Source organism: Pseudobdellovibrionaceae bacterium (assembly GCA_015163855.1).
Taxonomy (GTDB): Bacteria; Bdellovibrionota; Bdellovibrionia; order Bdellovibrionales; family UBA1609; genus JAAOIH01.
In genome coordinates this window covers 1-18509 of sequence record JAAOIK010000029.1, presented here as the reverse complement: position 1 = coordinate 18509, position 18509 = coordinate 1, and the positions used below count along the sequence as shown (strand labels likewise).

17 protein-coding genes are annotated in these 18509 nt (G+C 26.7%); 10 read left to right on the top strand and 7 right to left on the bottom strand.

The window, feature by feature from the left end; genetic code table 11:
- The first annotated feature begins 300 nt into the window (after positions 1-300).
- Together HAW63_03705 and HAW63_03700 are read left to right on the top strand one after the other, a co-directional pair.
- Positions 301-888 (top strand): hypothetical protein, encoded by a 588-nt coding sequence (locus HAW63_03705; GenBank protein MBE8163073.1) that lies wholly within the window; start codon positions 301-303, stop codon positions 886-888.
- 16 nt (positions 889-904) lie between these two features.
- Positions 905-2194 (top strand): RsmB/NOP family class I SAM-dependent RNA methyltransferase, encoded by a 1290-nt coding sequence (locus HAW63_03700; protein MBE8163072.1) that lies wholly within the window; start codon positions 905-907, stop codon positions 2192-2194.
- A gap of 6 nt (positions 2195-2200) precedes the next feature.
- Here the strand turns inward: HAW63_03700 and HAW63_03695 are convergent, their stop codons facing one another.
- The 5 genes from HAW63_03695 to HAW63_03675 are packed head-to-tail and all read right to left on the bottom strand — an operon-like array spanning position 2201 to position 10383.
- Positions 2201-4300, bottom strand: coding sequence for a BamA/TamA family outer membrane protein (locus HAW63_03695; protein ID MBE8163071.1), 2100 nt, complete (start codon positions 4298-4300; stop codon positions 2201-2203).
- Positions 4301-4314: 14 nt separating this feature from the next.
- A complete protein-coding gene (locus tag HAW63_03690) occupies positions 4315-8292 on the bottom strand; it encodes a hypothetical protein (protein ID MBE8163070.1) in 3978 nt (1325 codons plus the stop codon).
- Entirely contained in the window at positions 8289-9308 is a 1020-nt protein-coding gene (locus HAW63_03685) for a hypothetical protein (protein MBE8163069.1), read from the bottom strand. The genes HAW63_03690 and HAW63_03685 overlap by 4 nt, the downstream gene beginning before the upstream one ends.
- 26 nt (positions 9309-9334) lie before the next feature.
- A complete protein-coding gene (efp, locus tag HAW63_03680) occupies positions 9335-9913 on the bottom strand; it encodes an elongation factor P (protein MBE8163068.1) in 579 nt (192 codons plus the stop codon).
- Positions 9910-10383, bottom strand: a complete 474-nt coding sequence (locus tag HAW63_03675; protein ID MBE8163067.1) for a hypothetical protein — start codon at positions 10381-10383, stop codon at positions 9910-9912. The genes efp and HAW63_03675 overlap by 4 nt, the downstream gene beginning before the upstream one ends.
- 117 nt (positions 10384-10500) lie before the next feature.
- Here HAW63_03675 and ruvC point away from each other — a divergent pair, with 117 nt between their 5' ends.
- From ruvC to ruvB, 3 genes are read left to right on the top strand one after another with little or no spacing between them, the layout of a single operon-like run.
- Complete coding sequence (gene ruvC, locus HAW63_03670; GenBank protein MBE8163066.1) at positions 10501-11052, top strand: crossover junction endodeoxyribonuclease RuvC; 552 nt, start codon at positions 10501-10503, stop codon at positions 11050-11052.
- Positions 11053-11103: 51 nt separating this feature from the next.
- Positions 11104-11673, top strand: coding sequence for a Holliday junction branch migration protein RuvA (gene ruvA / locus HAW63_03665; GenBank protein MBE8163065.1), 570 nt, complete (start codon positions 11104-11106; stop codon positions 11671-11673).
- Positions 11674-11707: 34 nt separating this feature from the next.
- Positions 11708-12715 (top strand): Holliday junction branch migration DNA helicase RuvB, encoded by a 1008-nt coding sequence (ruvB, locus tag HAW63_03660; GenBank protein MBE8163064.1) that lies wholly within the window; start codon positions 11708-11710, stop codon positions 12713-12715.
- 3 nt (positions 12716-12718) lie between these two features.
- Here ruvB and HAW63_03655 read toward each other — a convergent pair whose 3' ends face one another.
- Positions 12719-13087, bottom strand: a complete 369-nt coding sequence (locus HAW63_03655; protein ID MBE8163063.1) for a DUF805 domain-containing protein — start codon at positions 13085-13087, stop codon at positions 12719-12721.
- A 24-nt stretch (positions 13088-13111) separates the two neighbouring features.
- Between HAW63_03655 and uvrC the strand changes: the two genes are divergently transcribed.
- The 5 genes from uvrC to HAW63_03630 all read left to right on the top strand — a co-directional run bounded on the left by uvrC (position 13112) and on the right by HAW63_03630 (position 18005).
- Positions 13112-14818, top strand: coding sequence for an excinuclease ABC subunit UvrC (gene uvrC, locus HAW63_03650; GenBank protein ID MBE8163062.1), 1707 nt, complete (start codon positions 13112-13114; stop codon positions 14816-14818).
- A gap of 125 nt (positions 14819-14943) precedes the next feature.
- Positions 14944-16065, top strand: a complete 1122-nt coding sequence (locus tag HAW63_03645; protein MBE8163061.1) for a Glu/Leu/Phe/Val dehydrogenase — start codon at positions 14944-14946, stop codon at positions 16063-16065.
- Between the two features lie 53 nt (positions 16066-16118).
- On the top strand, positions 16119-16874 hold the full coding sequence (locus HAW63_03640) for a hypothetical protein (GenBank protein MBE8163060.1): 756 nt from the start codon (positions 16119-16121) through the stop codon (positions 16872-16874).
- Between the two features lie 3 nt (positions 16875-16877).
- Positions 16878-17675 (top strand): PQQ-like beta-propeller repeat protein, encoded by a 798-nt coding sequence (locus HAW63_03635; protein ID MBE8163059.1) that lies wholly within the window; start codon positions 16878-16880, stop codon positions 17673-17675.
- Positions 17676-18005, top strand: a complete 330-nt coding sequence (locus HAW63_03630; protein MBE8163058.1) for a hypothetical protein — start codon at positions 17676-17678, stop codon at positions 18003-18005. It abuts the gene before it with no gap.
- Here HAW63_03630 and HAW63_03625 read toward each other — a convergent pair.
- The coding region (locus tag HAW63_03625) for a S8 family serine peptidase (GenBank protein ID MBE8163057.1) at positions 17992-18509 on the bottom strand (518 nt) is incomplete at its 5' end. The two genes, HAW63_03630 and HAW63_03625, sit on opposite strands and share 14 nt — an antisense overlap.

The following is an 18509-nucleotide window of genomic DNA, read 5'->3' as shown; positions in this document are numbered from 1 at the left end:
TGTGGCCTTCATGACCACTATGGTCCTTCTGAGCAGCATTACTAATACTCATTAATGGGTTAAATAAGATAACCCCAACAAAAAGCACAAATATTTTTTTCACTTTTACTCCTTTTTTTATTTTAAAAATCACTCTTTTACTAACCAATAAAGCTACCATTAAAGTTATAAAAACACAACACTCAGTAAAACATGATGTTATTTACTTATGATTTAATATATCTCGATTGAATTGGTAAAATCTATAATCTAATCCTAATTGTTGACTTGTGAGCGTTTCAATTTTATTTGATGTTAATCATGAAAAAGTGGCTTTTAATTATATACGGAATTATATCTTTTAGTGCATTACCTGTTTTTGGATCAGAGGCAGAAGCTCGTGGTTACTTTAGTGATAGAGCGGCTAATTTTAACCAAAGATACCTTAATTTTTACCTATACAATGCCATTAAAGATACTGCTTATTCTTGGGGAAAGGAAAACAGCAGCCATCAGTTACTAAAATGGAGTGTTGGTATTTCTTATAAATGGGCTAATTTTAAAAGATTTGGAGACTCTATTTTTAAAGTCAAAGTAAGTTCATTTAACATTAATAAAAAAGAGGTTTTAAAAAATAGCTTTCTGGTTGGAGTATCTTTTCCTGATATTGATTCAGGATTTCCTTTTTATTTTGGAGTTAGTATTGGTCCTGGATTTTTTCTTAGTCAATTACCTTCCGAATCTATTTTATCTTTAGATTATCAAGGCTACTTAGGTTTTCGGTTCCTTAATATATACAACACTATGGGAGCTTTTTTAGAATGGGGTTTTGATAATCACTTTTTATTATTAAGCTCTGGCCAATATAACAGTGTATATTTGGCGGTGGGTTTAAGCTTTGTTTTTTAAAGATTTTATTTCTGCTATGCATTACTCTTTATATGAGTCTATGCATACTGCTTTAAAAAGAATTTTAATAAAAAAAGAATACAGCACCTATGTTATCAAACAAATTTTAAAGCAAAATAAAAAATGGGGTAGTAAAGACCGTTATTTTTTTGCAAAGTTTATTTACAGCAGTATAAGACATTTAAGACGCTTGGCTATTAGCGTAGAAATGGATTGGAATGATGTTCAATTTTTTGAATCTTTAGATGATGAAAAAATAGATAAATTATTAGTGTCGTGGTTTGTTATTATTGACGAAGGTTTAATTAAAGAAAGTGTAGAGTTTCAAAAAGTGTCTTGGCATTTTGTTTTAAAACAAAAAGAACAAGCTTTAACTTTTTCTAAAAAGAAAGAGTATAAAAAAATCATAGAAATATGGAAGAATATTAATGTAAGAAAAGAGATATATTCTATTAGTGATACTTTAGATGAGGTAGCTTATAAAGAATTAGGAGAAAAATGGAATTCTATACTATCTGAATTAGATAAAGAAGCCTCTGTGTACTTACGAGTTAATACTTCTAAAATTTCTTTAGATAATTTAATAGAAAAATTAAAAGAAGAAGGAGTGTTGGTAAAAAAAGAAATAACTCCCTTACAAACAGAATGTTTATCTTTATTTAAAAGACAAAATGTTTTTTTAACTCCTTCTTTTAAAGAGGGTTTATTTGAAGTTCAAGATATCCACTCACAATGTGTAGCTGCTTTTTTAGATGTTAAGCCTGGACAGTATATTGTTGATGCCTGTGCTGGAGCAGGTGGAAAATCATTGCATATTGCTAATTTATTAAATTTTAAAGGTAAAGTTTTAGCTTTAGATATAGTAGAAAAAAAGTTAAAAGAACTTAGAAGAAGAGCCATAAGGGCAGGAGTTTCTGATATTATTGAAACACGAGCTATAACTAATAAAACAATAAAGCGATTACACTCTAGAGCTGATGTTGTTTTATTAGATGTTCCTTGCTCTGGTTTAGGTGTATTAAAAAGGCATCCCGAAAGCAAGTGGAGATTTAATAAAGACGATTTAGATAATTTACATAAAGAACAATCTTTTATTTTAAGCAATTACTCAAAAATTGTAAAACCAAAAGGGCAGTTAGTTTATGCCACATGTAGTATTTTGCCTTCAGAGAATCAATTGATAGTAGATACTTTTTTAGCTCAAGAAAATAAAAACACTATTGTTTGGAAAAAAAATAAAGAATGCATTTTAGAGCCTAAAAAAGGTGATGGATTCTTTATATGTAAATTAGAAAAGCTAAATTAAAGTTTTTTAAAAAGACCCTATACTAAGGTGAATAGCATAGCCTCCTTCTTCAGGAGAGGGGTTTATCTTTTTTCCATAATTTAAACTTAAAATTCCAATAGGAGTAGAAAAATGTAAACCTAAACCATAACTGCTACGAATAGGGTTATAAAAATGTAGTTTGTCTACTTTAACACTACCAATATCATAAAAAATGGATGTGTAAAAAGGCTCTTTTAAAGGAATTCTGAATTCTGATTTAAGTAAATAAAAATAAGTAAAGTCTTTAATTACCAGTTGATTATTTTTATCTAAAGGGAGTTCTTGAGGGCTAGGAAATCTATCAGAACCACCAGAGTAACCTCTTAAGGAGGAAGTTCCTCCTAAAAAAAACGCAAAATTAGAGGGGATTCCACTCTTTGCCGTGGATAATAAGCTTTTTGCGTAACCTAAAGATAACTGTTGTGCCCAAGTAAATCTTCCTAAAGGAACATAGTATTCCATATTACTAAGTAATTGTACAAAATGAATGTTTTCTGAGCCTTTAAAAATAGGCTTTGTATAAAGTATTTGAAAATCTTCATAATGCCCTTTTTTAGGGTTAAATACAGAGTTTCTAAAATCAGAAGTAGTTAAAATAGAGGTAGAATTAAGAATATTAGTATTTTTAACATTACTACCTTTGGAGGTTTCTGTAATTTTATTAAATTTTAAAACCGTCCAATAAGAAGAAAAGTGTTTATTAATTTCTTTATTTAATCGAAAAGACAAAGCCGTTTGATTTCTTAATAAACCATATTCTGTATTTTCGGGATTAAAATCTATTATGTCTTTTTTAGTTTCTATTTTTACAATAGCATTAATATTAGAATAAAATAAAAAAGGTTCGTTAAATTGCAAAGAAGTTTTATATTCTAAAATATTACTGTTTAATTTATTTTTTAACTGTAAAGTGGTATAAAACTTTCTACCTGTTCCTTTTATATTCCTTTTTTCATATAAAGCGTTAATACTAGTAGATAAAGAGTTATATTGAGTGCTTTGAATAACTAATTTGGTGTTTAATCGAGTTCTTTTTTTTTCTTTAACTTGTATTAATAAATTTTTATTATATTTTTTATATTTCGATTTATTTAAAGTTACTTTAATTTCGCTGAAAATATTTAAATTTTCTAAGTTAAAATAAATATCTTTTAAATCGTTTGAAGTAATTACAGAACCTTTTTTTATAAAAACAGCCTTATTAATAGTTAGGTTTTTAGTAAATTTATTTCCTTTTATTATAACTTTATTTAATTTAGATTTCCTTCCCTTAATTATTTGATAATATAGACTTGCTTGCTGTTGATTATCGTATTGAATTAATCTTTTATTATTCTTAAAGCGCACGTCTAAGTACCCTTTATCTTTAAAAAAATCAATAATAGTAAATAAATCTTCTCCTGTAATATCTTTTATAATTAAATGAGAATTTACTTGTACTTTTAATAAAGAAGTAAGTTTGATTTTTTCTTTATTAGTAATACCTTTCCATTTAATATTTTTTACCTTACTTAATGGACCTTCTTCTATGATAAAAGAAAGTTTAACTTTGTAGGGTGAAACCCAATTTTTTTTAATAGAAATACTTTTAGCAGTTAAATAGGCCCGATTTTTTAAATTTAAAATAAAATCTTTTAAAGATTCTTTAATCAAGAAAGGGTTATATATATTAGATTTAACAATAGGGGAAGCATCTTGTAAAAATATTTTTCTATAAAACGAAGAAGGTTTTTTAATACTTCCTAAAAAAATAATTTTACTAATTCTACTTTGTTTTCCAGAAGTAACTTTTAGTATATATGTAGTATTATTTAAAAACTGTCTTTTTTTGATTATTAATTTAAATTGAAAATAACCATGTTTTTCATAATAATTCTTTAATTCTGTTTTAAGGTAACTTATTTTTCGCTTTAATGTATCTTTTTTTAAAGCCAAGGTAATAATTTGTTTTGCACCATAAGGTAATAACCATTTTTTTAATATAACAATATTGTTTTTTTTATTTATAATTTCCTTAGTATATGATGACTGTGAATACAAAAAAGAAAAAAAGAAAAAGTAAACTAAAATAAATTGTTTTAACATATATAAATACCTTATTATTCAAATTCTATATCATATTCTAAACCAAATTCTATATTTTTTTTCTTATCAGAAGAATTATTCTTATTTTCTCCAGAAATAGAGCTTTTAATAGATAAATTAGGATTAATTTGATATTGTAACAAAAAGGTATTTTGTGATTTGTCATCAAACTCTTGAGTGGCTTGAATTTTTAAATTTTTAGTAAGCTTTTTTTCCAGATTTAAAATGGGTTTTTGTGATTGTAATTTAATATTTCCTGCAGAAAAGTTGTTTGTATTATCATTAGTTTTTGTAGTTAAATGTAAATTAACATTTAAGTTTTCGTTTATTTTTAGATAATCTTTTAAAAGAGTAGATAATATAGCATAAGAAGTGCTTTTAGAAGCCTCTTTCCAGTTGGTATTGCTATCATCAGGAAAAGAGCCAAATACTAAAAGAAAAGCGATTTTTTGCTCAGATAGGGGAGGGTCACTGGATAGTATAACCTTTATATCGTCTAAAAAGCCTCTAGCTTTAATTTTAACTTTAATTTTCTTTACTTCCGAATGAGCAAGTAAAGAAACATTACTTTTATTAAACAAGGTATTGTCATATTCTATTTTTATATTATCAATAAGAATAGTTTGTTTTTGTACTGTTATTTCGCCTGCATTGCTATATATTTTTCCTGTTAGTAGAGGTCTGTTTATAGGTCCATTTAATTCTAAATTTCCAAAAGCTTTAGTATCAATAGTAATATTTCCAACAATTAATTTAGTTTTTAAAGGATTTTTAGTTTTAAGTTTTAAATGTAATGTTGGAGAGAATAAAGAGATTTGACTTTTTTTTGCTTTTTTTGGCAAAAGCTCTTCATCGATATCTAGATTTTTTTTATTCCATTTTAATAACTTTTTGTAAAATGAACCCGAGGTAATTTCAAATATAGATTGCAATACATAAGAGCCTTTTTTTCCGGATAATTTAAAAGTTCCTGATCCTAGTGCATCTAAACCTGTTTTTGTTTGTAAAGGTAAATTAGTAAGTTTTCCATTAATATTAACAGGAAAAGAATTTTGAAAAAAAGCATAACCAGAAGCATTTAGTACTCCGTTATTTTTTAAATAGATAATAAAGGTATTTAATTTAGCATTAGAGTTATGGATACTGATATTTATTTTAGAATCTTTTATAGAGGAAAGTTTGTTATTTGTATTTTTAGTAGAAAATTTATGCAATTGTATTTTTCCATTAAATATGGGTTTTAAAAAATCACCAGAAATAGTAAAGTTGTTAAAAAGTAAATCACCCGACGCAATAATATCCTCTGGCAAAAAGTTATTAAGTATAGGCAATTTAACCTTTGAATTTACTAATATGTTTAATTTTTCTAAACTAGAAGCTTCTTTGCTTTGGATATTTAAGTATCCATACTTTCCTTTTAGCGCAAATTTTTTAATAAACAAAATATCATCTTTTAAAGTAAGAGAAATATTTTTTTTATTTTTAAAATGAAACTTACCCTGTGTAATGCTAATATTAGGGATATTTAAAAACCCGGAATAACGATCTTGTTTATTTTTAAAAAAGTTTAATTTAGCAGTAAGATTTGCTTTAATATTTTTTTTCGATCTAGAGTATAAAGAAATTAAAGAAGAGTAATCCCAATTAGTAACATTAATAGATAGCTTATCAAAATACCGTTTTTTTATGTCCCACTTAAAGACAGTAACAATAGCTTTATTAAAAAAATTAGCTAAGCCAGATAATTTATTATTACTATATTTAATAAATGAATTACTGTTTTTTTGCAAAACTTTATTTAAATAAGTTTTATAAAGATTTACTTTTATTTTTAAATTTGGGTTAAAAAAATCACCTTTAATTTTTGCATTAATATCCATTAAAGAAGTTAAAGAAAAAGAATTGTACGAGTAAATAAAATTTTCTAGTGCTAATTTTTTAGCATTTAAATTTAAGTTCACTCTAAAATTATTAAAAATATAACCATCTAGTAAAAGAGTTCTTTTTAAACTATTTAATTTTAAAAAGACAAAGTTATTTGTTATGTTTTTCTTTAAATTAATATTAACCCTTGGAAAGTATAGCTTTTTAATTAATAAGTTATCTACTTCTACTTGCGTATTAGAAGAAAGAGGCCGAAAATCTAAATCCCATAATGTTTTAGAAAGTATTTTTTTTATTGTTCCAGAAAAAAAATGTTTATTATTAATATTCAAAAAAGGTTTTATATTAGATAAATTAATATTTCTTCCTTGAATATCAGTAAACAAAGTATTTTTTTTAAATAAAAAATCTAAACTTCCTTTTATTTGCCCATTATTCTTTTTAACAAATAAATTTTTTATAAATAGTTGCTGATTAGTATAAATAGTATCAAAACTTATAGTCTTTACTGTTTTTTTACCTATAGAAAAATTACTAGATGTAAATTTATTGGTATTAACAGAATTTTTACTTTGAATTTTTACTAAACCATTTATTTGTGCATTTCCAGAAAGAGGCTTGCTAAAAAGTTTTAAAAAAGAAAGGTCTTTAGAAGCAAGTTGATAACTAATTTTAGAATCTGATGCATAATTTATAGTTCCATTAGCAGTAATTTTATTCTTATTAACATTGTTTGAAGTAAAAATAGAGCTATTAAAATTTACTGACTTTGTATTAATTTTTACTTTAGCTAATCCCTGTAAGGAAGGTACAGATACAATTTCTTTATTATTTTTTAAATAGACCTTTAAATTATCTATATAAGTTTTTGTTAGCGAACAATTTAAAAAGAAAGGATATAGCTGCCCATTACAGTTGGTTAAACTCTTTGCAAAAAGTTTAATATAATTATCCTTTAATAGATGATTTAGTCGAAATTTGCTAATATTAGCATCAAAAGATATTGGATAAGAACTTTTTTTAATATCTATAAAAAATGGATTGGTTTTAACAGTCCATACTGGCGATTGTAATTGAACTTGGTTAAAATGTAGTTGATTGTCTAATAAAAATCCATCCACATTTAAGTTACCGACTTTAAATTCGAGGCTTTTAAAATTTGTTAATTTAGAAGTAAAGGAAAATTTATTGTTTAATTTTTTATTCTTTATCAATAAAAATAAATCTCCAGTTAAATCTTTAATACTGTTTTTTACATCTTCTTTATTAATTAGTTCTGCAATATTTTTTATAGGGGTATTTAATTGAAGTTCTATGTGTTTTTCATCTATTTTTATTAAATTAGATAAATGCTTATAATTAAGTTTAGTCCATAATAAAAATTTTTTATTTTTAAATAAACTAGTTTTTATCTGCAATGCAAAAGTTTTCTTTTTTAAAAAACTATTTGAAAAACTAATAAACGAGGAAAAAAAATTTAATTTTAATCGATTTCTTGTAATATTAAAATTAATTATAGAGTTATTAATTTTTGCTATATATTTATTAGTTTTCTTGTTAATAAGTTCAATATTACCTTTTAAAATATTTAAATTACTAATAGGTAAGTTAAATAAACTTAATAAAGCACTACTCTTTTTTATTTTTTTAATATTTTTTTGAATTTTAATTAATAATTGCTGATAATTTTCATCTTTTCTACTAGTTGTTTTAATGGACTTTAGTGGGTCTTTAGTTTTTATTTTTGTGTATATAATTGGAGCTGTTATTTTAAATTTAATACTAAAAGAAAGAAGGTTTAGCCAGTCTAAATTTAAGTTTAAACTAGGAATGTTTGTTTTTTGTATAAATTTTGTAGTTATTTGTACATCTTTTAAACTTATTCCATCAACAGAGATATATATTTTTTTAAATTGAATTTTAGTATTAGGGTTATCATTTTGAAAAGTTTGAATTTGTTTATTTATATAAGCAGTAATATTACTTTCATAAGATTTTAATATAGTAATATATTTATTATTATAAGATAAAAAACCAAAAAATAATGTAAAAATTAATAAAATTAATATAGTAAGAGAATATTTTTTAAAGATAAAAGCTTTATTCATCGTTTTAGTTCTTTAAGGTAAAGTTCTTTTAATATAATTGCATTTCTATAATTATTTTTAACAAGAAGTATTTCATCTAATATTTCTATAGCTTTTTTAGTATTATCTAAACCCTTCCACGCTAAAGCTTTTAAATAATTATAATCCAAAAGGTATTTAGGGTTAGCTTTATGTAAATTACTATCTATTAAATCTAATGCCTTTAAAAAATTTTTTGACTGAATAAGGTTATGAGCTCTTAGCCAAATTACCCCTTCTGTTTGTTCAGAAATATCAGATAAAATACTTTCAGATAATTGATGCATTTGTAAATTTTGTGCTAATAAGGAAAGGTCATAAGATAATTGAGGATTTTTTTTAATTAAATTAACACTGGTTTGCATTAAATACTTTTTATAAAATGAAATTAAATGTAAATCATTACTTTCTTTTTCTTTACTTCTATTTTTATATTTTTGTACGGTTTTTGTTAAAATATTTTCTAAATTTTGTTGTTCAAACTCTTTTATTAGCACATTAACTTGAGTATCTTTTCCATCATTAAATTCTAAACTAAGTTCTTTTATGTTTTCTTCGTACACATCTTTTAAATTATTTAAACGAGCATAATTTATCTTTTCTATTAACTCTTCTTTAAAGTTTTTAAAGTCCATCTTTTTTTTATCTAAAGATTTATTAATTAAATCTTGTATTTTTTTCGAATTAATCTTTCTACTAAAAGTACTACAGTCACTTTTAGTAGAAAGAATACCTTGTACAATTAAGTCTTCTAAATCTTCATCTATATTGTTATCTAATAACCAAAGCAAGTGAGAAAAAGAAAAATTATCGTGTGATTTTAGTTTTCGTAATACCCAGCTATAAATACTTTTTCTTTGATTATTTGCTTGTAAAAAAAACACAATAGTTTGGCTATCTTTAAAACTAAAAGCTTCTGTTTTTAGTTTCTGAGAAAAAAAATCAACACAGTGATTAAGTGAATTTGTTTTAAGATAATTGTTAATTTCAGTTTCCACAGATTCCTTATTTACTGTGTTAGGATTTATTCATTTTTTTTAGTGCTAACCTTTTCGATATATTCTCTATTTTTTGTATTAATTTTTAATATATCTCCATTAGCAATGTGTAAAGGCACTTGAAGAGTTAAGTTAGTTTCTAGAGTTGCAGGTTTAGTTGCTCCAGAAACCGTATCTCCTTTTAATCCAGGCTCTGTGTAGGTTACTTTTAAATCTACTGAAGCGGGTAATTCTATATTAATAGCTTTGTTTTGAAAAAAACAAATATTTACAGGTAAGTTTTCCACTAAAAAATCTATATTTTCTGCAATTAATTTAGTATCGATAGAAATTTGTTCATAACTAGTTTGGTCCATAAAAACAAAAGAAGAAGCATCTTTATACAAGTAGGTTGTATCTGCATATTCTATGTCGGGAACAATATATTTTTCTCCAGACTTAATAGTGCGGTCTATGTTTTTTCCGGTAATTAAATTTTTTAATTTTGTTCTAGTAAATTGATTTCCTTTACCAGGTTTGTAATGCTCAAAGTCTAAGATAACATGAGGTTCATTATTAATTAAAAGTTTTAAGCCTTTTTTAAAATCACCGGTGGATACATTCATAAAGTGCTCTCTTGTTTGAATAAAATTTGTTGCAATTTAAAAATATTTTTTTTCTTTTGAATTTTATTTATATTACAATTTTTAATATTCTCTAATTGCCCTACAGCTGAAGAGATATAAATATTTGGAAGTGTAGTTTTTAATTCTTTTATTTTTTCTAATAACTCTGTTTTTTCAGGGTATAGATGTGCTAATTTTTTATAAGCCAGTAAAGACTGGTTATAATATTTTATTGTATGTAATAGTTTAGCCTCTTCTAAAGCAAAAAAATAATAATGGGACGGGTAATTAGTTTTATTTTTTTTTATTAAAGAAAATGCATCTTTGTAAAACCAATTTTTTATTAAAAGCTGAATAAACTGTAATTGAAAGTTTGGGTTATTTGGCTCTAGCTTTATTATGGCTTTGCTAGAAATTAAAGCTTGCGTAAAGTGAGATTGCTGAATTTGCGTATCTAAAACACCTTTCAAACGTTTTAAGTTTAAAGGCATTGTTGAAGGAGCTATGTTTTTTTTATTTTTTACAGTGAATTTTAAGAAATAAAAGACTTTCTTGCGAATTTTTTGAATTATGTCCATACTAAAAGAATGACATTGAAAACGGATAATCGCAAGGGTATTTCTCGCTTAATTTTAGGTTTAGATCCTGGAAGTTATCATACAGGATTTGCTGTAATTGAGGAAAAACACAATTTGTCTATTAATGTTCTTTCTTATGGAGTATGGAATTTTTCTAAAGTAAAAAAATTGCCTTTTCGCCTTGGAGATTTAGCTAAAGAGTTAGAAAAATTACTAGAAAAATACAGCATAGACACTTTGGTTTTAGAAAACATATTTTTAGACAAGAATGTAAAAACCAGTTTTGTTTTAGGGCAAGTTAGAGGGGTTTGTTTATCCTTATTAGCCAAAAGCAAAGCCAATGTAGAGTTTTTGGAACATTCACCCACTTATGTGAAAAAACACATTACAGGTAATGGGCACTGTTCTAAGGAAAAAGTACAAGAATTTTTATCTAAAATCCACGGCATAGACTTTAAAGATATGCTTTTAGATGCTAGTGACGCTGTGGCTGTTGCTTTATGCGGGGTAAACAGCAAGACTACAGAAGAGGCTTTAGAAAAACAGAACCTAAGACTTTAATAAATTTAGATAAACGTTTGAAAAGCATTACTATTTTTTAAGGGTATTTTTATGATTGGATTATTGACTGGAAAAATTGTTCATATATTTGAAGAGGCTTTAATTATTAATGTAAGAGAGGTAGGGTATCAAGTTACTGTAAGCAATACAGAGGACTACTCGGTAAATGATAGTTTGTCTTTTTGGATTTATACTCATGTTAGAGAAGATAATTTGCAGTTATTTGGTTTTTTAACTTTAAAAGATAAGGCCTTTTTTTTAGCCTTAATTAAAATTTCTGGCATCGGTCCTAAAATGGCAATGCAAATTTTATCAGGAACAAGCATTAATAAATTAATTATCTATATTGAAAGCGAAGATATTAAGTCTTTAACCAGCTTGCCTAAAATAGGTAAAAAGAAAGCAGAACAAATGATTTTATCTTTAAAAGGTAAATGGTCTGCTCCAAAAGCACAAAAAATAGACCAAAGTTTTGAACAATTGCGCAAAGAAGTGTTATCTGCCCTATTGAATCTAGGATTTAAAAAGCCATCTATCGAAAAAAGTTTTGAACAGTTAGAAGAGTGGACGGACTTTCAATCTGTTGTTAAGATTTGTTTAAATTATTTAACTAATGCTTAAAACATAGTTAGCAAACCGTTAATACGAGTAATACATGCAAAAAAAGACAGAAACTACAGAAACTACAGAAACGGTGACAGACGGATCATTACTTTTAAAAAAGTCTTTAGATAAATCGCTTAGGCCCTTATCTTTTCAAGAATTTCCAGGACAAAAAGCGGTTAAAAAAAAATTAGAAGTTTTTGTTCAAGCGGCAAAAAGCAGAAAACAAACATTGGATCATGTTTTACTATCTGGCCCTCCTGGCTTAGGTAAAACCACTTTAGCACATATTATTGCTAATGCTTTAGGCTCTAGATTAGTGAGCACCTCAGGTCCAGCTTTAAGTAAAAAAGGGGATTTAGCAGGAATATTAACTAATTTAAAAAAAGGCGACACCTTATTTATTGATGAAGTTCATCGATTAAGTAAGGATGTAGAAGAGTATCTGTATAGCGCTATGGAAGATTTTTTTATAGAAATTTTTACAGGAGAGGGATTAAGCACAAAAAGTGTTCAATTTCCCTTAGCTCCATTTACTTTAATTGTTGCCACTACTCGAGTGGGTTTATTAAAAGCTCCTTTTCGTAATCGTTTTGGGATTATTGAAAGATTAGTTTTTTATGAAAAAGAGGAGTTAATGCAAATTTTAGAAAGGTCAGCGCAATTATTAAATATTTATTTAAATAAAGAAGGCGCTTTAGAAATTGCTAGTCGTAGTCGAGGTACTCCTCGTATTGCTAATCGTTTATTAAGAAGAGTTTGTGATTATGCAGAGGTAAAGCAAATAAAGCAGATAGATAAAAAATTAGCTAATTTTGCTTTAAATGAATTAGGTATAGACACTTTAGGTTTAGACTTTATGGATCGAAAAATTTTACTTTGGATTCGTGATAAATTTAAAGGTGGGCCTGTGGGAATAGAAAGCTTAGCCGCTGTATTAAACGAAGAGGTAGACACTTTAGAAGAGGTTTATGAACCTTTTTTAATTCAAGAAGGATTTTTGCAAAAAACGGCTCGAGGTAGAGTGTTAACCGAAAAGGCTGCACTACACTTAAAGTAACAATTACATATAAGCCGATAGTGTTTTTCTTTTAGGAAGAGGTGACGGGCCGTATTGATTATTTTCAGGATCACTATTTTCAAAACCCAAAACAATGAAAACCCATATGTTGAGTAAAGGAATTAAACTTAGTAATATAAAGTAACCACTTTTATTAATATCATGAGCGCGTTTTATATTAATTACTACCATAGAGTATAATGAGAGTATAAAAAAAATCATAGATAAGCTATAAAGAGAGGAAACTTGTAAGAGAAAGCTAACGATAAAAAAGAACAATTGGCCTTTTAACCAATAATCTCGCCTTGTAATTCTTCCTTCGTAGGATAATAAAAAATTCCAATCAGGTAATAAAGATAGAGTTTTTTCCATAACTATGCCAATACTATTAAAATTATGAAACAGGCGCAAGATTTATCTTCTATAAAAGAACAAATAAAACTTTTCCCCTCAGAACCAGGGGTTTATATAATGAAGAATCTTCAAGATAAGATTCTTTACATTGGTAAAGCAAAAAATTTAAAATCGCGAGTAAAATCGTATTTTAATAAAACAGTTACCATTAAAACACAATATTTATTAAAACACTTATATCAGGTTCATTATATTTTAACACAAAATGAAGTAGAGGCTTTTTTATTAGAGGCCTCGTTAATTAAAAAACATAAACCACGATATAATATTCGTTTAAAAGATGATAAAAGTTACCCTTATATTTGTTGTAATTTAGAACATAAATTTCCAAGATTTTATTTAACTAGAAAAATTAAAGAGCAAAAAAGTCAATACTTTGGCCCTTACACTAACGCTATTATGGCTAAAAAAATGATAGCTTTTTTAAGCCATAGCTTTGGATTGCGAGATTGTGAAGATCGAGCAATGAACAATAGGCAAAGAGCTTGTTTGTCTTATCAAATGCAAAAATGCACAGCTCCTTGTGTTAATAAAATTTCTACTACAGATTATCAAGTGCATTTAAACAAAGCTTTAGATATTTTAAATCATAAAAACAGCAAAGTGATTAAAATTTTAGAAAAAGAAATGGATCGATATTCTAAAGCAGAAAACTTTGAACAAGCAGCAAAAAAACGCGATCAAATTTCAATAATTAAAGATTTTTGGGGAAAACAAAGTTTACATGCAGTAAACAAAAAGAAAAACCAAGATTTTATTAATTGTTTTGCAGACCACAGAGGTACATCTATAGTTGTTTTACATTTTAGAAAATCTTATCTCATTGGAAGTCAGTCTCATTTTATACCAAAATTTAATTTTTTAAACAAAAATGAAGAAGAAAAAGAATGGTTAAGTTCTTTTTTAAATCAATTTTATAGTGAACATATTATCCCTGACGAAATTTTTGTTCCTTTTGAAATGGGTTATAAGATTGTTAGTTTATTGCAAAAAGTTTTTTTAACAAGGCAAAAAAATAAAATAAAAATAAAACATATTTTTCAAAAAGAAGAAAAAAATATAATGGATTTAGCATTAAAAAATGCAGAAGAATATTTTAAAACCTCTATACATAAACAAGAAGATTCTGTAAAAGCCTTAAAAGTTATTCAAAAAAAATTACAGTTAAAAAATATTCCCTCTAAAATGGAATGCTTTGATATTTCTCACTTGCAGGGAAGTCATACAGTAGGGTCTCAAGTAGTATTTCAAGATGGAGAGCCTTTAAAGGCGCAATACCGTAGGTATAAAATTAAAGCCAAGGCAAACTCTGATGATTATCTTTCTATGAAAGAATTATTAACTCGTAGATTAAAGCATTCGCCTTTTTCTGAAGACACTTTATTAGTTATAGATGGAGGAAAAGGACAATTACAAGTGGCTGTAGAAGTTTTAAAAGAATTAAAAGCTAAAATTAGTGTGGTATCTATTGCAAAGGCAAGAACCTTAAAAGATTTTCAATCTAAAAAAATTAGTGAAACTAAAGAAAGGTTTTTCATTCCAGGGCGAAAAAACCCTATTACCTTTGATAAAAAATCAGAGTCTTTGCGTATTTTAACTTATTTACGAGACGAAGCGCATCGTTTTGCTATTAGCTACCATAGATTTTTAAGAGAAAAACCCAAAGAGACTAAGAAAAGCAAAAAATAACTAAAAGCGTCATTTTTGTGTTTTTTTATAGAGTTTATTCTAAAAAAGCTTATATTAAGCTCGAAATTGTATTGTCTTTAAAAAATTATAAAAACTACTAAAATAGCATAAAAAGGAAATGTAAAATGTCTTTTGAACTTATTCAAAAACACGGTGATCATGAAGAAGTGATTTTTGTGAATAATAAAAAATCGGGATTACGAGCTATTATTGCTATCCACAACACAGCACTAGGTCCAGCTCTTGGTGGATTGCGTATGTGGGATTATAAAACCGAAGAAGAGGCCTTGGTAGATGTATTGCGACTGTCTAAAGGCATGACTTATAAAGCCGCAGCTTCTGGATTAAATCTGGGAGGGGGAAAGGCTGTAATTATTGGAAATCCAAAAAAACAAAAAACCGAAGCCTTATTTCGTTCTTTAGGGGCTTTTATTAACTCTTTACAAGGTCGCTATATTACGGCCGAAGATATAGGAACCACGGTTAAAGACATGGAGTACATTTTTATGGAAACTCCCTATGTAACCGGTATTTCTAAAGCATTGGGAGGCTCTGGTAACCCAAGTCCTCATACTGCCCTTGGGGTGTTTATGGGAATGCAGGCGGCCATTGAAACAAAATTAAAATCCAAATCTTTTAAAGACATGAGAGTGGCCATTCAGGGTGCTGGTAATGTTGGTAGTCATTTATTAGATCTTCTTTATAAAGAAGGGGCAAAGGTCTTTGTTTCTGATATTGATACCGATAAGCTAAACTTTTTACAAGACAAATACCCAGATCTTGTTGTTGTAGAACCTGATAAAATTTTAAGCACTCCTTGTGAAGTTTTAGCTCCCTGTGCTTTAGGGGCAGTAATCAATGACGAAAGCATTCCTAATTTACAGTGCGAAGTTATTGCTGGGGCTGCTAATAATCAATTAAAAACTTTTGAACATGGGGTGCAGTTATATGATAAAGGCATTTTGTATGCTCCCGATTATGTTATTAACTCTGGAGGCTTAATTAATGTCTTTGTGGAGTTAGAGGGTTACTCTTACAAAAGAGCAGAAGAAAAAACGGCTAAGATTTATGACAATACAAAAGCCATTTTCGATTTAGCTAAAAAGCGAAGCATACCTAGTCATCAAGCGGCTTTAGAATTTGCAGAAAATAGAATTAAGTCGGTATCAGCAATTAGAGAAACTTATCATGGTCGATTATTAAGACCATTTTCTCATTTAGAGGGCATGAAAAATAGACAAAAATAAAGAAATTTGTTTTTATATTACAAGCAATCCATTTAATTAAAAAAGAGAATTTTATGAGCACTACTAACAAACCCGCATTTTATTTTTCTAGAAATCTTTTATCTTTTTTCGAATTACATTTTAAAAAAATTATTTTAGTAATAGTATTACTAACTAGTGTATTTTTAATTCAAGAGTGGAGAGATAATAATACTAAAAAAGAAGCTAAAAAAGTTTCTCAAATTTTTTATGTAATACAAAAAAAAATAAAAAATAAAGAAAATCAATTAATAGAAAAAAACACTGTAAAAAATGCAAAGTTTAAAAAAACAAAAAAGAAATATGTTTTTAAAAAAACAAAAAAAATATTAAAAAACAATTTTTCTTCTTTAGTTACAGAATATAAAAGTCTTTTACAGCAGAATCATAAAACTACTATATTTTTTGGATCTAGCTTAAATTTAGCAAAATTTTTAAGTGATTATAAGGATTTTGCTTCTAGTGCAGAAGTGCTTTTGCAGGCCTCGAAAAAGGTAAAAGAGAACTCTTTATTTTATCCTTTAATTTTTCAAGCTTTAGGTTTGAGTTACTTAAAATTGGGCCAATATAGTAAAGCCGCAAAGGCTTTTGTTACTATTACTAGCAAAAAAAAGGCTTTTTTGTTTATTCAGCCTAGTAGTTTGTTAAATTTATCTTTATCGTATTTTCAATTAAAAAAGTGGAAGTTATTAAAAGAAAGCATTTCTACGCTAGAAGCTAATTATCCACAAAGCAGTGAAGCTTCTACAGCTCAAGCAATAAAAAGGTATTTAATTTTAAAAAATAAGTAAACAATGTTTAAATATTTATTTTATTTTTATTTAGTATTATTTTTTTCTAAAGCCTCTTTGGCTATGGAGCAAAAAATAGTTTGGGCTAAAACTATTGCTAATAAAACAAACACAAAATTTCATTTAAATTATTACTCCGATCTAACGCCCTTTTATTATAATAAATCTATTATTATAGCCAGTTCTTCGGGGCATATTAGTTCGTTTAATCCATCTACAGGCTGGAGAAATTGGACCAAATTTATAAAGAAAGAAAGATTTTATTTTGCTAAAAAAAAGAAAAATGTTTTGTACCTAGGCTCTTTAACAGGAATGGTTTTTGCTTTTAATTTAAAAACAAAAACTATTCTTTGGAAGAAGTTATTGCCAGAGCAATTTTTATATAAAGCAGCTATTTATAAAAATCAATTATTGCTTTTGTCACCACAAGGTCAGTTATTGTCTATTAACAAAAATACTTCACAAATTTTATGGTCAAAAAAAATATTTACTGCAAATAAACAGGCCGATTTAATAGACATTAGAAAAAACAGTAAAAATGCTTTATTTGTATATAAACGCACACTGTATATTAAATACTCTTTAAAGTTATTGGCTTTTAATTTACGATCAAAAAAAGTGCAGTGGAAAAAAAGATACCGTTACAATTTAAAACAAGCAAAGTATTTTTCTAAGCCTTTAACAGTATGGATAAATCATAATAAAAAACGCTATTTGGCGGGTAATGTATTAAAAGAAAAAAAATATATTTATCTATACACGCAAGCCAATAGTTTGATTAAAGTTTTAGTTAAAAAATAAATGATTGCTCTTTCTAGAAAAATTTTTTTTTGTTGTAGTTTATGTAATAATAAAAAATACACAGGCTTGAACCTAGTTTTAGAGGTTTTTTTTCAAGGAAATGTAGATAAAACTTCTAATTTAGTTATTAATTTTTTTAATGTAGATACTTTTTTAAAAGATAGTGTTACTAACTGGGATCATAAAGAGTTTGTAGATATTAGTTTTTCTGATTTAGCTAATGTGGTGGCTGTAAATATTAAAGAAAATTGGCCTTTTTCTAAGGCAAAATTAACTAAAGTTAGCCTTTGTGTAAAAGAGCCTTTTCAAGAAGCCGTTAATTTTTTTTAGTATCTGGAAAAATAAGATGAATGTAATCGATTAACTTAGAAAGGTTTAAAACATTTCCGTCTTTCCAATAGCTAATCATGTCATTTCTTTTTGTAGCTGAATCTAAAATTATTTTTTTTATTACTTCTGGTCTATTTTTTTCATTAATCTTGCATTTATCAAAAACAGTTTGAGTTTGATCGTTTATTGTAGTTCTAGGTTGATTTAATATAGCGTAAGTTAAAGCTACAGCAGAAGTTACAAGAGGAGTGGCTTGCGAGGTTCCAGCTTTCCAACCATATTTATTACTACTAATAGTAGAATAAAGCCCTCCTAAAGGACTATTACCAGGAGCCGCTATATGAACATATTCAGGAGAGTAATTACTAAATTTACTTTTTCCCTCAATATTGTTTTTGTTATCTATATCCACCGAACCCACTACAATTAATTTTTTAAAGCGAGGGTCGTGACTTAAGCAAGCAGGGTAGTATTTTGCTTCTGACTTTGACAGAGTTTCTTCTT

Coding starts and splice junctions, on each gene's coding strand:
- efp (MBE8163068.1), bottom strand. CDS start 9,913: ATGAATGTATCCACCGGTGATTTTAAAAAAGGCTTAAAACTTTTAATT.
- HAW63_03640 (MBE8163060.1), top strand. CDS start 16,119: ATGAGCACTACTAACAAACCCGCATTTTATTTTTCTAGAAATCTTTTA.
- HAW63_03630 (MBE8163058.1), top strand. CDS start 17,676: ATGATTGCTCTTTCTAGAAAAATTTTTTTTTGTTGTAGTTTATGTAAT.
- HAW63_03655 (MBE8163063.1), bottom strand. CDS start 13,087: ATGGAAAAAACTCTATCTTTATTACCTGATTGGAATTTTTTATTATCC.
- HAW63_03705 (MBE8163073.1), top strand. CDS start 301: ATGAAAAAGTGGCTTTTAATTATATACGGAATTATATCTTTTAGTGCA.
- HAW63_03635 (MBE8163059.1), top strand. CDS start 16,878: ATGTTTAAATATTTATTTTATTTTTATTTAGTATTATTTTTTTCTAAA.
- ruvB (MBE8163064.1), top strand. CDS start 11,708: ATGCAAAAAAAGACAGAAACTACAGAAACTACAGAAACGGTGACAGAC.
- HAW63_03700 (MBE8163072.1), top strand. CDS start 905: ATGCATTACTCTTTATATGAGTCTATGCATACTGCTTTAAAAAGAATT.
- ruvC (MBE8163066.1), top strand. CDS start 10,501: ATGACATTGAAAACGGATAATCGCAAGGGTATTTCTCGCTTAATTTTA.
- HAW63_03695 (MBE8163071.1), bottom strand. CDS start 4,300: ATGTTAAAACAATTTATTTTAGTTTACTTTTTCTTTTTTTCTTTTTTG.
- ruvA (MBE8163065.1), top strand. CDS start 11,104: ATGATTGGATTATTGACTGGAAAAATTGTTCATATATTTGAAGAGGCT.
- HAW63_03645 (MBE8163061.1), top strand. CDS start 14,944: ATGTCTTTTGAACTTATTCAAAAACACGGTGATCATGAAGAAGTGATT.
- HAW63_03690 (MBE8163070.1), bottom strand. CDS start 8,292: ATGAATAAAGCTTTTATCTTTAAAAAATATTCTCTTACTATATTAATT.
- uvrC (MBE8163062.1), top strand. CDS start 13,112: ATGAAACAGGCGCAAGATTTATCTTCTATAAAAGAACAAATAAAACTT.